Genomic DNA, 13,134 nt, shown 5'->3' with positions numbered 1-13,134 from the left:
TTGCGTGCTTGCTTGGCCGGCGGGCCTCAGCCGGCCAGAATCTCCAGCACCGCAGCCTCGTCCACGTCCGGCACCACTTCGGCCTTGCCGATGCCGCGCCAGAGCACCAGGCGCAGGCGGCCGGCGACGTTCTTCTTGTCCAGGCGCATGCGGCCCAACAGGGCGTGCGGCGACAGGCCGGGCGGGATCTCGGTCGGCAGCTCGAACTCCTGCAGCAGGGCGCGCAGCGCCTGGGTGTCCTGCACATCGCTCATGCCCAGCGCGGCCGACAGTCGCGCGGCCAGCACCATGCCCACCGCGACCGCTTCGCCATGGTTGAGGTTGTCGTTGCCGGGCGCGCCGTAGCCTTGCTCGGTCTCGATCGCATGGCCGAAGGTGTGGCCCAGGTTGAGCAGGGCGCGCTCGCCCTTTTCCAGCGGGTCGCGCGCCACGATGTCGGCCTTGTGCTCGCAACTGCGTGCGATCGCCTGTGCGAGGGCGTCGGCATCGCCTTCTAGCAACGCCTGGCGTTCGGCATGCAGCCACTGGAAGAACAGCGGGTCGCGGATGGCGCCGTACTTGATCACCTCGGCCAGCCCGGCGCGCAGCTCGCGCGCGGGCAGGGTGTGCAGGGTGTCGGTATCGGCAATCACCGCGCGTGGCGGGTGGAAGGCGCCGACCAGGTTCTTGCCCTGCGGGATATCCACCGCGGTCTTGCCGCCGACCGACGAATCCACCATCGCCAGCAGGCTGGTGGGCAGCTGCACGCAGTCCACCCCGCGCATCCAGCAGGCCGCGGCGAAGCCGGCCAGGTCGCCGACCACGCCGCCACCGAGTGCGAACACACACGCGTCGCGGGTCGCGCCGAGCTCGGCCAGTGCGGCAATCGCAGCGGCAAAGTTGTCCAGCGTCTTGGAGGCTTCGCCGGCGGCGATCACCAGCTCGCCCAGCTGCAGGTCCGGGCGCGCCTGCAGCAGCGCGCTGCGCACGCCGGCGGCGTAGTGCGGTGCCACCTGGGTGTCGCTGAGCACCAGTACGTGGCGGCCGCGCACATGGCTGGCCAGGCGTGCACCGTCGGCCAGCAGGCCGGGCGCGATGGTGATGGTGTAAGGCTGTGCACCGTCGACATCGACGCTGCGGCTGGAGCGGGGGAGTGTCATGCAGGGGTACTCGACATGCGCCATTGCGCCGCCAGGCGCAGCACCAGCTGCGCGGTGGCTTCGGCGGGGGAAAAGTGATCGGTTTCCAGGGTGAGGTCGGCCACGTCCTGGTACAGCGGGGTGCGATGCGCGGCCATCGTGTGCAGCACCTGCTCGCGGTCGGCACGCTGCAGCAGCGGGCGGTTGCGGTCGCGCGCCAGGCGGGTCAGTTGCGCCGGCACGCTCACGTGCAGATACACCACGAATCCGCGTGCGCGAATGCGCTCGCGGTTGAGCGGATCCAGCACTGCGCCGCCACCGGTGGAAATGAGCTTGTTGTCCTGCTGCAGCAGTGCCTGCAGGGTCTGCGCCTCATGCTCGCGAAAGCGTGCTTCACCGTGTTGCTCGAAGATGGCCGGGATACTGCTGCCCACGTAGTCGACGATGGCCTGATCCACATCGACGAAATCCAGCCCGAAGCGCTCGGCCAGGCGTCGGCCGATACAGCTTTTTCCGGCGCCCATCGGGCCGACCATCACGAGATTGGGAGCGGGGTTCATGCGCAGGGATCCTAGCATTCACGCTTGCGCACCGGGCCGGTTGACGCGCGCCGAATCCATCGCGGCCGCCAGCACGCCGCGCGGTGCGGTGGCCCTGCAACGCCGCATGTCGCGCGCCCGTGCCCTGGGCCAGCCACGCCGGCTGCGACAGCCGGGCGTAGGACAAGTGCCGGCGATGCGCCCACAATGGACGCCCCTCCTGCCGCCACGCACCGCCATGCCCGATCTGTACGCAGAAGCCCTTGCCACCTTTACCGCGCTGTATGCCGAGGCGCAGGACAGCGCCGAGCTGGAAGCCAGCGCCATGACCGTGGCCACCGCCACCGTGGATGGGCGGCCGAGCGCGCGCACTGTGCTGCTCAAGGCCTTCGATGCGCGCGGATTCGTGTTCTACACGCACCTGGACAGCGCCAAGGGGCGGGACCTGCAGACGCATCCGCAGGCGGCGCTGCTGTTCCTGTGGCGCAGCCTGCGCGAGGCCGGCATCCAGGTGCGCATCGAGGGCGGCGTGCAGCTGGTCAGCGCAGACGAAGCCGATGCCTACTTCGCGTCACGCCCGCGCATGAGCCAGATCGGCGCCTGGGCTTCGCTGCAATCGCAGACGCTCGGCTCGCGCGCCGAGTTCGACGCGGCGATCGCCAAGGTCGAGGCCACCTTCGACGGTCGGCAGGTGCCACGGCCGGATGGCTGGGGCGGCTTCCGGGTGGTGCCGCAGGCGTTCGAGTTCTGGTATGGCGCCAGGTTCCGCCTGCACGAACGTTGGCGGTACGAGGCCGATGCGGCCAGTCACTGGACCAAGCGGATGCTCTACCCGTAACGCCCGCCCGACGCGGCGGTGCCGGGTGCCGCTGCCGCACCCAATGCGTTCGCCTGGTAGGGCCGGCATGCGCGGCCACGCGGCGCAGCGCTGTGCGGCATGCGCCGGACGGGGCGTGCCCGGGCGGTGCCGGCGGTCGAACGCCGGCACTTGATGCCGCCTGACCGGTGCCGAACGGCACGTTCTGCCGGTCGCGAACAGTCTGTAGTATGTCCGCCCATTGCTTGACCACCGTTTCCAAAGGACAGGACATCGTATGACGCAGTACACCACTGTCGAATTGCACGGCCTGTTGGCCGAGCGCTACCGCGGCCAGCCGATCGAGGTCGAACTCATCGACGGGCTGGAGCCGGCGATCAACCTCACCCTGGCTGACCACGGCGACATGCAGATCCAGGTGGCCGCCTCGGGCTCGCAGGTATTCGTGTCCACGCTGCTGGCCAATGCCGACCAGGTCAACGACCGCGCCACGTTCAACGACGCCTGCCTGCGGCTCAATCCGCTCAATCCCCTGTCCAACCTGGGCCTGGTGCAGGTCGACGGCAAGGACAGCTACGTGGTCTTCGGTGAGCTGTCGGCGTCGTCCACGCTCGACCAGATCGACGAGGAAATCCAGACCCTGGCGGCCAATACGCTGGATGCCGCCGAATCTCTCAAGCCGTTCTTTTCCTAAAGGCGTGTTGTCATGAGTATTTTTTCCAAACTGATCACGCTGCTGCGTGGCACCGCACACGAGACCGGCCAGAAGGCGGTCGATGCCAATGCATTGCGCATCCTGGACCAGGAAATGCGCGATGCCGGCGCCCAGCTCACGCGCTCGCGCGAAGAACTGACCAAGCTGATGGCGCAAAGCAAGCTGGCCCAGCAGAAGATCGACGCGCGTGCCGGCAAGATGGCCGAGTACACGCGCTATATCGAAGGTGCGCTGGCCAAGAACGATGAAGCGCTGGCGCACGACGTGGCGGTCAAGCTGGCCGCGCTGGAAAGCGAAGACGCCGGCGACAAGGCGTCCAAGGCATCGCTGGACCAGTCGGTGGTGACGCTCAAGGCCACCATCCAGAAGACCGAAAACCAGCTGCGCGGCATGCGCCAGCAGATCGACACGGTCAAGGCCACTGACGCGGTGCAGAAGGCGCAGGCGGCGATCGCCGCGCGGCATTCCGGCGCCAGCAGCAAGATGGGCTCGGCACTGGAATCGCTGGAGCGCATCAAGGCGCGTCAGGCCGAAACCTCGGCGCGCATCGAATCGGCCGAAGAACTCGAAGCGTCCAGCGGCGATGGCGATCTGAATCGGCGTCTGGCCGCGGCCGGGCTGATGGAAGGCGAGTCCAACGCGGCCGCCGTGCTGGCGCGCTTCAAGAAGCCGGCCGTGCAGCTGGGCCACGACACCACCAGCGGCACGGCCCCATTGATCGGCCAGGTGCGCGACGTGCAGCAGGTTCCGCGTAGCGACAGCTGACCGCAGCGCCACGGCACAGGACGCGCCATGATCATTGTCGGCCGGTTGTACCGGGTCTTGCGGCGGCATGTGCGCCGCGTCAGCTGGGGCATGGTGGCGCTCGCGCTGCTGGCCCACATGGGCCTGAGCTGGGCACTGTTGCGGTTGGCCGGCGAGCACAAGCTCGTCGGCCTGGACGCGTTTCCGTATTACTACATGACCACCGCCACCACGATCGGCTACGGCGACCTGTCGCCGGGCTCGGTGCCCGGGCGCTATATCGCCGCGTTCGTGTTGATGCCGGGCGCGGTGGCGTTGTTTGCCACGGTGCTGGCCAAGACCAGTGCGGTGCTCATCACCTTCTGGAGGCGTCACTACATGGGCAAGATGGCCTACGACGCGTTGCGCGGGCACACCATCCTGATCGGCTGGCAGGGCGCCGCGTCCAGCCGCCTGCTGGACCTGCTGCTGTCCGATACCGCCACCGACGATGAAGGCGTGGTGCTGATCGCCGAAGGCATCACCGAAAACCCGATGCCCGACCACATGCGCTTCGTGGCGGCCGAGTCGTATACCCACACCGAGGTCTATCTGCGTGCCGGCATCGCGGGTGCCGCGCGGGTGATCGTCAACCCGCCGTCCGACGACCAGACCCTGGCCGCGGTCTTTGCGTTGATGGCGCATGCGCCGGCTGCGCATGTGGTGGCGCATTTCGATTCGGCCAGCGCCGCACGCCTGGTCAACTGCCATTACCCGGCCATCGAGTGCACGCGCCCGATGACCGCCGAGATCCTGGCCCGCGCCGCGCAGGACCCGGGCAGCGCCGCAATCACCGCCGAGCTGCTGTCGGTGGACGATGGCCCGACCCAGTTCAGTCTTGCCGTGCCCGCCACTGTCGAGGCGCTGGACTACAGCCGGCTCGCGGCCGATTTCAGCCAGCGCGGCGCCCTGCTGCTGGGCCTGCGCGCGCCCGATGGCGCGCTGCGCTTGAACCCGCCAGCACGCACCGCTGTCGCCGCCGGTGCCATGCTGTACTACCTGGCCGAGCAGCGTGTGCCTGCACAGGCCATTGCGTGGGCCGCGCTGCGCGCCGAATCCCCCATTTCCGCATCGCCACAAGGTGTCTGACGATGAGTTTTTTCAGCAAGTTGTTTGGCCAACCGCAACCGCCGCCGCTGCCGACCTCCGGAACCGGTGCGATCGGGCATGCGCTGCCGTTGGGCCTGCGCGTGGGCGGGCAGGTCGAGATCGATACCACGCTGTACCGCATGGCGCCGGACGCCATGACCGCCGAGCTGCCGGGCGGGCATCAGGGCATTCCATGCTACGGCCACGTCAATCTGGGCGATGGGTATTCGCTGCACCGCTTCTATCTGGATGACGATGCGTTCCTGCAGGTCACCACCGTGGGCGGCGATCTGGAAGCGATGAAGGCGTTCGTGTATTGCGAGACAGTGAACCCACCCAGCAAGCACGCGTTTCAGGAGTTCGTGATGCAGCACCCCCACCTGGGTGCGGCGCAGATCGACTACGCCGGCAAGCGTTGGCACCGCGCCACACAATCCACCGACGACACCGCGCGCATCCCGCCGATCGGCTATGACGAAGTGCTGTACCGCTACCAGCCGCCGCGTCGCGATGGCGACCTGACCCACTACGCCATGCTCTATAGCCGCGAGGTGCCCGAATTGCAGCGCGAGGAGTTTCTGCTGGTCACCGGCGAAGATTCCGGCCCCAACGAATTCTGCGTGACCTACGCAGTCGGCATCGATGTCACCGTCGCCGATCTGGATATCACCTGAGCGTGCGCTCGCCCTTCACTCAACCGGTCCTGTCATGAACCCGATCAACCTGCAGAGTTTTCTCGCGTTTCTTTCGTATTTCGGTACCGGCCTGGGCGTGTTGATCGTCTCGGTGGTACTGGTGACCCTGGTGACGCCGCACAAGGACTTCACCCTGCTGCGGCAGGGCAATGTAGCCGCCGCCACGTCGCTGGCCGGCAACCTGATCGGCGTGGCACTGCCGCTGCATTCGGCCATCACCCACTCGGTGAGCCTGGTCGATGCCTTGATCTGGGGCCTGGTGGCCTGCGGCATCCAGGTGGTGGCGTATCTGCTGGCCAATCTGGTCGCCGGGCGCATCTCGCGCCAGATCACCGACAACGTCACCGCCGCGGGCATCTTTTCTGCGGGCGTGTCGATCGCCGTGGGCCTGATCAACGCCGCGGCGATCACGCCGTAACGGAGCCTGCGCCATGAAGCGATCACGCAATCTCAAATTGACCCTGATGGCCGCCTTGCCGGCGGCCCTGGTCACCGGCTGCGGCTCGGAGCCGGAAACCGGCGTGGTGTTGCAGTCGGCGTCCGACTGCTACCAGGTCAAGCAGGAACAGAGCGACATCCAGCAATGCCTCAAGGCCTATGACGAGGCCGTGACCAAACATCAGCAGGCCGCGCCGCGCTTCAACACGCGCTACGAGTGCGATGAGCAGTTTGGCAGTTGCACGGCAGTCCAGAACCCGCAGGGTCAGCAGAGCTGGATTCCGCCGATGGGCGGGTTCTTGTTGGGCTATGCGCTGGGCAACATGACCGGCGGTGGCGGCTATCGCTATGGCGGTGCGATTCCGCTGTATCGCGATTACCGCAGCGGCGGCTTCTACAAGCCCAACGGCGATCTGGCCAGCAACCGCATCGGCACCGTGCGCGGGCGCAGCGGTGCGATCGACATGCCGACGCGCGCCATCACCGTGTCGCGCTCGGGCTTTGGCTCCAGCGCGGCGGCACGCAGTTCGTTCGGCAGCGGCGGGCGCAGCTCCGGGTTCGGCGGCTGACATGCAACGCATCCTGATCCCCGAACGCGCGGACTGGCGCACGCAGGCCGAATCGCTGGGCTTCCACTTCCACACCATCGACGGCGCGCCGTATTGGGACGAAAGCGCCTACTACGCGTTTTCATTGCAGCAGATCGAAGAGGACATCGAAGCGCCCACCCAGGACCTGCACGACATGGCGATGCAGCTGGTGGACGAGGTGGTGGGCTCCGAGCAGCTGCTGACCCAGCTGGCCATTCCGCCGTTTTATTGGGACTGGATCGCCACCTCGTGGAAGAACCGCGACCCGCACCTGTACGGGCGCATGGATCTGGCCTATTCGGGCAATGGCCCGGCCAAGTTGTACGAGCTCAATTACGACACGCCGACCTCGCTGTACGAGGCCGCGTATTTCCAGTGGCTGTGGCTGGAGCAGCAGATCGCCAATGGTGTGCTGCCCAAGGGTACCGATCAGTACAACCTGATCCAGGACCTGCTATGCGAGACGCTGGGCGCGCTGGCGGTGGATGGGGTCATCGGGGCGCAGATGCATTTCGCCGCGGTCCGCGAGTCGCTGGAAGATCGCGCCACCGTGCGTTACCTGCGCGATTGCGCGCATCAGGTCGGCATCGCGACGGAAGAAGTGGCCATCGAAGACATCGGCCTGAGTGCCGAGGGCTGGTTCACCGATGAGCAGGACCGGGTGATCCAGACCTTGTTCAAGCTGTATCCGCTGGAATTCATGATGGAAGAACGCTTCGGTCCGGCGTTGATCGCCAACCGCGTGCGGCTGATCGAACCGGCATGGAAATCGGTGCTGAGCAACAAGGGCATCCTGCCGCTGCTGTGGGAGCGCCACCAAGGGCACCCGAACCTGCTGGCGGCGCGTTTTGCGCAGGCCGGCGAAGCGCCGGCTGCAGGGTGGGTGCGCAAGCCGCTGCTGTCGCGCGAGGGCGCCAACATCGCGCTGGTCACGGCACAGGGCGACGCCGCGCAGACCGACGGCCCGTATGTGGATGGCCCGGCGATCCTGCAGGCGCACCATCCGTTGCCGGTGTTCGACGGCCGCCATGCGCTGGTGGGCAGTTGGGTGGTGGCCGATCGCCCGGCCGGGCTGGGCATGCGCGACGACGATGGCCCGATCACCCGCGACACCTCCCGCTTCGTGCCGCACGTCATCGTCGATTGACCGGCAGCGGCGCGGGCATCGCCACTGCCAGGTGGCGGTGTGACGTGTGATCCACCGTCTTGTGTGGTGCACCGGACTCCGGTGTGCCGGAGGTTGGCGAGCCTGCTGCCGGTGCATGTCACGCAGCGGCGCAGGCCGTGCGGATCGCGCGTGACACAGGCGCCGGCGCTGCGCAAGGCCTCGGTTGGCTGCAGGGCGCTGCATCTTTTCCACACCCCCTGTGGATGGAACTTGCACAAGGCTGTGGACAACTACGTGCAGGCCCCGGCCTGCAACGCTGTCAAGATGGATGGCGAAAAAATGACCAGTCGTTCGCAGGGGAGGATCGGCCGTGGTTTTCGCAGCGATCTCGGCAGAATCGGCAAAGTCCTGCAAGGCGCGCACCCGAGGTTGCAGCAGTGCGCCGCACCAGCCAGGCATGGCCGCTCTGCAAGCCGCGCGCTGTTTCCCTCCAGCCCCGCCGCACACTGCCACCATCTCCACACGCGTGGGCACGGCCACACATCACGTGCAGCAGCGCCGTGGTGATCACACCCGCCGCGCCACCACGAAGCTCGCCACCGCCAGCAGCCAGGCCAGTGCGAAGACGCTGAGATAAGCAGCCGGCGTCGCCGATGCCAGCAGCGCGGCAAACAGCGCGCCGGCCAGGGCCAGCATGCCGGCCACCGCGATTGCCTCGCTCAGCTGCAGCGCCGAGCTGTTGGCGCCTTGCTGCGCGGGCGGCGACAACGACAGCGTCAGCACCGACAGGCTGGGATACAGCAGCCCCATGCCCAGGCCGGTCAACGCCCAGCCGGCCACGGCCACCGGCACCGGAATCACCGGCCAGACCGCGCCCGCGCTGATCGCGATGCCGAGCATCATCAGCAAGGCGCCGGTCTTGAGCAGGCGCGGGCGCGACCAGCCGGCGCGGCTATGGCCCTGGTACCACGAGCCGCTGAACCACCCCAGCGCGCCCACGCTCAACGCGATCCCGGCCAGCAGCGGCGACAGCCCGCGCTCGCGCGACAGCAGCAGCGGCAGGAACGCCTCGAAGCCGAAGAACGCCGCCGCCGCGATACCGCGCAGTGCGATCACGCTGGGCAGCCCGTGTGCCAGCGTCAGCGTGCCGGCGGGTAGCAGACGCCAGGCACATGCCACGGTGAGCACCAGCGCCGGCAGCATCGCCATCAGCGCCGGCAGGCCATGCAGCTGGCCGCCCAGATACACGCCCAGCACGCCCAGTGCCGCGCCGATGGCCCAGCCCAGCAGTGCGCCGGACTGGCTAGGCCGCGCGCCGGACCAGCGCCGCCCACGCAGCGCCGGCCACAGCATCAACCCGGCCGGAATCGCCAGCAGCGGCACCGAGAGGAACACCCAGCGCCAGCCGATGTGCTGCACGATCAGCCCGCTGATGCCCGGGCCGATCAACGACGGCACCACCCAGCCGGCAGAGAACGCGGCAAACACGCGTGGCCGCAACGCTTCCGGATACAGCCGCCCGACAATCACGTACAGGGCCACCGAATACGCACCGGCGCCCATCCCCTGCAGCAGGCGCCCGGCGATCAGCCAGTGCATGTCCGGCGCCAGGCCGGCGATCAACAGGCCGATCACAAAGCACAGCAGGCCGCTGCCCAGGGCAGCGGGGGGGCCGTGGCGGTCGCTCCAGCGGCCGGCCGCGGTCATGCCCACCACGCTGGTGGCCAGCGTCCCGCCGAAGGCCAGGGCGTAGAGCGGCAACCCGTTCAACTCGCGCGCCACGGTCGGCATGGCGGCGGCGACGGCCAACGATTCGAAAGCGTTGAGCGAGACCAGCGCAACCATGCCCAGCGTGGCAGCGCGATAAGGGGCTGCCAGGATCGAGGTGGGCGGCGCGTCATCGCGGGGGGCGGCGGGCAAGGTGGTATCGGTGGGCATCGAACATCCAGAGCGAGTAAGCATGGGCGTGACCCGAAGCGCTTGCGTCGGTCACGGCCGCGCAGCATCCTGCCTCAACCAAGGTTGAGGTCAAGGCAATGCAGCGTGAGTTGTCCGTGGGCGAAGTGGCCAGGCGCAGCGGTGTGGCGGTGTCGGCGCTGCATTTCTATGAGCGCAAGGGGCTGATCCGCAGCCTGCGGACCGCGGGCAATCAGCGCCGTTATGCGCGCGATGTGCTGCGGCGGATTGCGGTGATCCGTGTCGCGCAACGGCTGGGCGTGCCGCTGCAGCAGGTGCTGGACGCGTTTTCGGTGCTGCCCGATCAGCGCACGCCCACCCGGGCGGAATGGGCGCGCATGTCTGCACGCTGGCGCGGCCAGCTGGATGCGCGCATCAGCGAGCTGCAGGCCTTGCGCGACCAGCTCACCGATTGCATCGGCTGTGGCTGCCTGTCGCTGCGCCGCTGTCGCTTGAGCAATCCCGACGATGCACTGGGCGACGATGGCGATGGCGCGTTACGACTGGGCAGCCTGACGCCGGGCTAGCCGGGCGCGCGGCAGCGCGGTGCTGCCGTGCGGCCGTGCAGCAGGGAGCGATGGGCGCAATCGGCACGCCTGCCTTCTGTGTCTGCCCGCGCTGCGTATGTCTTCCGTCGACCTCAGCACTGCGCGCACCTCGTCCGCATCGGTGTGGTGATGAGCCGATGATCGGGCGGTCGCGTGTCGACCACCGCCGTCGATCGCGGCGATGCCAGGCGATGGCCGCCTGCACCACGCGTTTGATGGGCGCTGGCGCCGTCATCAACGCGCCTTGGCGCCCCATCGCGCGCGGGTTCCCCGCGTCATGGCCGGGCCGCCACCTCGCATGCCGCCAACCGGGACCAATGGCAGTGCCGTGCCCGGCGAGCGGCGCCGTAGGATGGGTGTCCCCCCGTTGCAGGACCCGAGCATGTTCCCCACCATGCGCCGTTTGCTCACCGTTGCCGTAGCGCTGGCGTGTGCCAGCGCACCCCCGCTTGCGGTTGCCGCGCCAGATGCCGCCGCGCCGTCAGGCACGTTCGACCCGCTGGCGTTGTTCGCACCGCTGCGATTGCCGGATGCGCCCACCGCCTACCGCAGCGGCAGTGGCGTGCCGGGGCCGCTGTTCTGGCAGAACCGCGCCGATTACCAGCTGGAGGCCACCATCGACCCAGCCAGCCACACGCTCACTGGCGAGGCCGCCATCCACTACACCAACCACAGCCCGGACGCACTGGACGTGCTGTGGCTGCAGCTGGACCAGAACATGTATCGCGCCGACGCGCGCGCGGCCGCCAGCCGTCCTTCGCGGCGCACCGAGTTCAGCGATGGCATGCAGATCGCCGGTGTGGAGATCGACATCGGCGGCCGTCGCACGGCCGCGCACTTCATCGTCGACGACACCCGCATGCGGGTGGATCTGCCGCAGCCGCTGGCCGGGCAGGGCAAGGCACTGACCCTGCATATCCGCTACCGCTACCGCATTCCCGGCACCTGGGGCGGGCGCACTGCCTACAGTGCCAGCAAGCACGGCGAGATCTACGAGATGGCGCAGTGGTACCCGCGCATGGCGGTCTACGACGACCTGCGCGGTTGGGATACGCAACCGTACCTGGGCTCGGAGTTCTATCTGGAATACGGCAACTTCGATTACGCGGTGACCGTGCCGGACGGGTTTATGGTGGCCGGCTCCGGTGCGTTGACCAACCCGGAGCAGGTGCTCAGCCGCGCCCAGCAACAGCGGCTGCAGCAGGCCCGCAACAGCGACCGCACGGTGCTGATCCGCACGCCATCGGAGGTGGCCGCGCAGGCCGCTTTACCGGCGGGCAAGGGCACGCGCACCTGGCGCTTCCATATGGAGCACACCCGCGACGTGGCGTTTGCCGCATCGCCGGCGTTCGTCTGGGATGCGGCGCGCATCAACCTGCCGGACGGCAAGCAATCGCTGGCGATGTCGGTGTATCCGGTGGAGGGCGTGGGCGCGGACAAGTGGAACCGCTCCACCGAGTACGTCAAGGGCGCGATCGAACATTTCTCGCAGTGGTATCCCTATCCGTGGCCGGCGGCGATCAACCTGGGCGGTTACGGTGCGGGCATGGAATATCCGGGCATCGTCTTCGATGGCTTCGAAGATGGCGGCAAGGACCTGTTCTGGATTACGGCGCACGAGATCGGCCACACCTGGTTTCCGATGATCGTGGGCTCCAACGAACGCCGGCACGCGTTCATGGACGAAGGCTTCAACACCTTCATCGATGTCTATGCATCGGACGCCTTCAACAAGGGCGGGTACGCGCCCAAACGCGATTCGGAGTATGCACCCAAGGGCGGTAACCCGGTGGAGGAGATCCTGCCGTTGCTGGCCGATCGCAAGGCACCGACCTTGATGGATATCGCCGATGCCACCAGCGAAACCTACCGCCACACGCTGACCTACTTCAAGGGCGCGCTGGGCCTGGTGTTGTTGCGCGAGCAGATCCTGGGCCCGGAACGGTTCGACCCGGCGTTTCGCAAATACATCGCCACCTGGGCCTACAAGCATCCGACCCCGTCGGACTTCTTCCGGCTGATGGAAAGCGAAAGCGGCGAAGACCTGAGCTGGTGGTGGCGCGGCTGGTATTTCAACAACTGGCAGCTGGACATGGGCATCGCCAGGGCACAGTACATCGATCACGACCCGGCCAAGGGATTGCAACTCACCCTGCGCAGCCGGCAGCCGCTGGTGATGCCGGTCACCGTGCGCGTGGATCTGGCCGATGGCAGCCATCTGGACCGCCGCGTGCCGGTGGAGAGCTGGCTGCAGACCACCACACCGACGCTGACGCTGCCCACCACCCAGAAGGTCCTGCACGTCACCCTGGATCCGGATCACGCAGTACCCGATGCCGATCGCAGCGACGATCGCCTGGATGTGATCGGCTGATCGTCGCCAGCATGCGTTGCCGGCAGGGACAGGCGTTGCCGATCTCCGTCGGCAACGCATGTTGCCACCAGGCGCTGCACGCACCCCGTGGCCCGCAATCGATTGCGACGTGGCTGCCGTTCTTACCAACACGATGGACGACGCTGCGCCGTTGCACGCCTGCGCCTGTCGATGGCGATGGCATCGCGTCCATCGCGTGCGCGCCACCGCAGCCATGCCGAACGCGGGCGTCGCTGCCGCAGGCCTTTTCGACATTTGCGCAGTCGCCGCGTCGCGCTGCGCCAAGGCCGTTGCATTGTGCAAAGTTCGCCGTGTCTGTCGCCGGTTTTTGCGCAATCCGTTGATAACGCTTACAGCCGCGCCG

Annotated in this window: 13 protein-coding genes; 10 read left to right on the top strand and 3 right to left on the bottom strand. The window is 67.7% G+C overall.

Annotated features, from left to right (window positions below):
• Positions 1-26: 26 nt before the first annotated feature.
• Together aroB and ABQZ09_RS03820 are read right to left on the bottom strand one after the other, a co-directional pair.
• A complete protein-coding gene (gene aroB, locus ABQZ09_RS03825; RefSeq protein ID WP_349776156.1) occupies positions 27-1,139 on the bottom strand; it encodes a 3-dehydroquinate synthase in 1,113 nt (370 codons plus the stop codon).
• Positions 1,136-1,678 carry a shikimate kinase gene (locus ABQZ09_RS03820; RefSeq protein ID WP_349776155.1) on the bottom strand — a complete coding sequence of 181 codons (543 nt, stop codon included), beginning with the start codon at positions 1,676-1,678 and terminating at the stop codon, positions 1,136-1,138. Before ABQZ09_RS03820 ends, aroB begins: the two co-directional genes overlap by 4 nt.
• 217 nt (positions 1,679-1,895) lie before the next feature.
• Between ABQZ09_RS03820 and pdxH the strand changes: the two genes are divergently transcribed.
• The 8 genes from pdxH (at position 1,896) to ABQZ09_RS03780 (ending at position 7,931) form a co-directional block, all read left to right on the top strand.
• Positions 1,896-2,495: a pyridoxamine 5'-phosphate oxidase gene (gene pdxH, locus ABQZ09_RS03815; RefSeq protein ID WP_184556528.1), complete on the top strand. Its 600-nt coding sequence runs from the start codon at positions 1,896-1,898 to the stop codon at positions 2,493-2,495.
• Positions 2,496-2,751: 256 nt separating this feature from the next.
• Positions 2,752-3,168 (top strand): YjfI family protein, encoded by a 417-nt coding sequence (locus ABQZ09_RS03810; protein WP_349776154.1) that lies wholly within the window; start codon positions 2,752-2,754, stop codon positions 3,166-3,168.
• 12 nt (positions 3,169-3,180) lie between these two features.
• On the top strand, positions 3,181-3,954 hold the full coding sequence (locus ABQZ09_RS03805) for a PspA/IM30 family protein (protein WP_349776153.1): 774 nt from the start codon (positions 3,181-3,183) through the stop codon (positions 3,952-3,954).
• A 27-nt stretch (positions 3,955-3,981) separates the two neighbouring features.
• Positions 3,982-5,061, top strand: a complete 1,080-nt coding sequence (locus ABQZ09_RS03800; protein ID WP_349776152.1) for a potassium channel family protein — start codon at positions 3,982-3,984, stop codon at positions 5,059-5,061.
• A complete protein-coding gene (locus tag ABQZ09_RS03795) occupies positions 5,058-5,735 on the top strand; it encodes a YjfK family protein (protein ID WP_349776337.1) in 678 nt (225 codons plus the stop codon). The genes ABQZ09_RS03800 and ABQZ09_RS03795 overlap by 4 nt, the downstream gene beginning before the upstream one ends.
• Positions 5,736-5,769: 34 nt before the next feature.
• On the top strand, positions 5,770-6,174 hold the full coding sequence (locus tag ABQZ09_RS03790; RefSeq protein WP_039414407.1) for a DUF350 domain-containing protein: 405 nt from the start codon (positions 5,770-5,772) through the stop codon (positions 6,172-6,174).
• Positions 6,175-6,187: 13 nt separating this feature from the next.
• Positions 6,188-6,763 carry a DUF1190 domain-containing protein gene (locus ABQZ09_RS03785; RefSeq protein ID WP_039414410.1) on the top strand — a complete coding sequence of 192 codons (576 nt, stop codon included), beginning with the start codon at positions 6,188-6,190 and terminating at the stop codon, positions 6,761-6,763.
• Position 6,764: 1 nt separating this feature from the next.
• The gene (locus tag ABQZ09_RS03780) at positions 6,765-7,931 is read left to right on the top strand and encodes a glutathionylspermidine synthase family protein (RefSeq protein ID WP_349776151.1); all 1,167 of its coding nucleotides are present in this window, start codon (positions 6,765-6,767) and stop codon (positions 7,929-7,931) included.
• A gap of 528 nt (positions 7,932-8,459) precedes the next feature.
• Here ABQZ09_RS03780 and ABQZ09_RS03775 read toward each other — a convergent pair.
• Positions 8,460-9,830, bottom strand: coding sequence for an MFS transporter (locus ABQZ09_RS03775; RefSeq protein ID WP_349776150.1), 1,371 nt, complete (start codon positions 9,828-9,830; stop codon positions 8,460-8,462).
• Positions 9,831-9,928: 98 nt separating this feature from the next.
• Here ABQZ09_RS03775 and soxR point away from each other — a divergent pair, with 98 nt between their 5' ends.
• On the top strand, positions 9,929-10,375 hold the full coding sequence (gene soxR, locus ABQZ09_RS03770) for a redox-sensitive transcriptional activator SoxR (RefSeq protein WP_039409341.1): 447 nt from the start codon (positions 9,929-9,931) through the stop codon (positions 10,373-10,375).
• 403 nt (positions 10,376-10,778) lie between these two features.
• Positions 10,779-12,770, top strand: coding sequence for a M1 family metallopeptidase (locus ABQZ09_RS03765; RefSeq protein WP_349776149.1), 1,992 nt, complete (start codon positions 10,779-10,781; stop codon positions 12,768-12,770).
• Positions 12,771-13,134: the final 364 nt, after the last annotated feature.

Origin of the sequence: Xanthomonas sp. WHRI 6106 (genome assembly GCF_040202405.1) — a bacterium.
Taxonomy (GTDB): Bacteria; Pseudomonadota; Gammaproteobacteria; order Xanthomonadales; family Xanthomonadaceae; genus Xanthomonas; species Xanthomonas cannabis.
The sequence above is the reverse complement of the archived record's forward strand: the minus strand, read 5'-3'. Positions and strand labels throughout refer to the sequence as shown.

Excerpts from the sequence above, each read along its gene's own strand:
- ABQZ09_RS03800 (WP_349776152.1), top strand. The coding sequence starts at position 3,982 with ATGATCATTGTCGGCCGGTTGTACCGGGTCTTGCGGCGGCATGTGCGC.
- ABQZ09_RS03820 (WP_349776155.1), bottom strand. The coding sequence starts at position 1,678 with ATGAACCCCGCTCCCAATCTCGTGATGGTCGGCCCGATGGGCGCCGGA.
- pdxH (WP_184556528.1), top strand. The coding sequence starts at position 1,896 with ATGCCCGATCTGTACGCAGAAGCCCTTGCCACCTTTACCGCGCTGTAT.
- ABQZ09_RS03785 (WP_039414410.1), top strand. The coding sequence starts at position 6,188 with ATGAAGCGATCACGCAATCTCAAATTGACCCTGATGGCCGCCTTGCCG.
- ABQZ09_RS03805 (WP_349776153.1), top strand. The coding sequence starts at position 3,181 with ATGAGTATTTTTTCCAAACTGATCACGCTGCTGCGTGGCACCGCACAC.
- soxR (WP_039409341.1), top strand. The coding sequence starts at position 9,929 with ATGCAGCGTGAGTTGTCCGTGGGCGAAGTGGCCAGGCGCAGCGGTGTG.
- ABQZ09_RS03810 (WP_349776154.1), top strand. The coding sequence starts at position 2,752 with ATGACGCAGTACACCACTGTCGAATTGCACGGCCTGTTGGCCGAGCGC.
- aroB (WP_349776156.1), bottom strand. The coding sequence starts at position 1,139 with ATGACACTCCCCCGCTCCAGCCGCAGCGTCGATGTCGACGGTGCACAG.
- ABQZ09_RS03775 (WP_349776150.1), bottom strand. The coding sequence starts at position 9,830 with ATGCCCACCGATACCACCTTGCCCGCCGCCCCCCGCGATGACGCGCCG.
- ABQZ09_RS03780 (WP_349776151.1), top strand. The coding sequence starts at position 6,765 with ATGCAACGCATCCTGATCCCCGAACGCGCGGACTGGCGCACGCAGGCC.
- ABQZ09_RS03765 (WP_349776149.1), top strand. The coding sequence starts at position 10,779 with ATGTTCCCCACCATGCGCCGTTTGCTCACCGTTGCCGTAGCGCTGGCG.
- ABQZ09_RS03790 (WP_039414407.1), top strand. The coding sequence starts at position 5,770 with ATGAACCCGATCAACCTGCAGAGTTTTCTCGCGTTTCTTTCGTATTTC.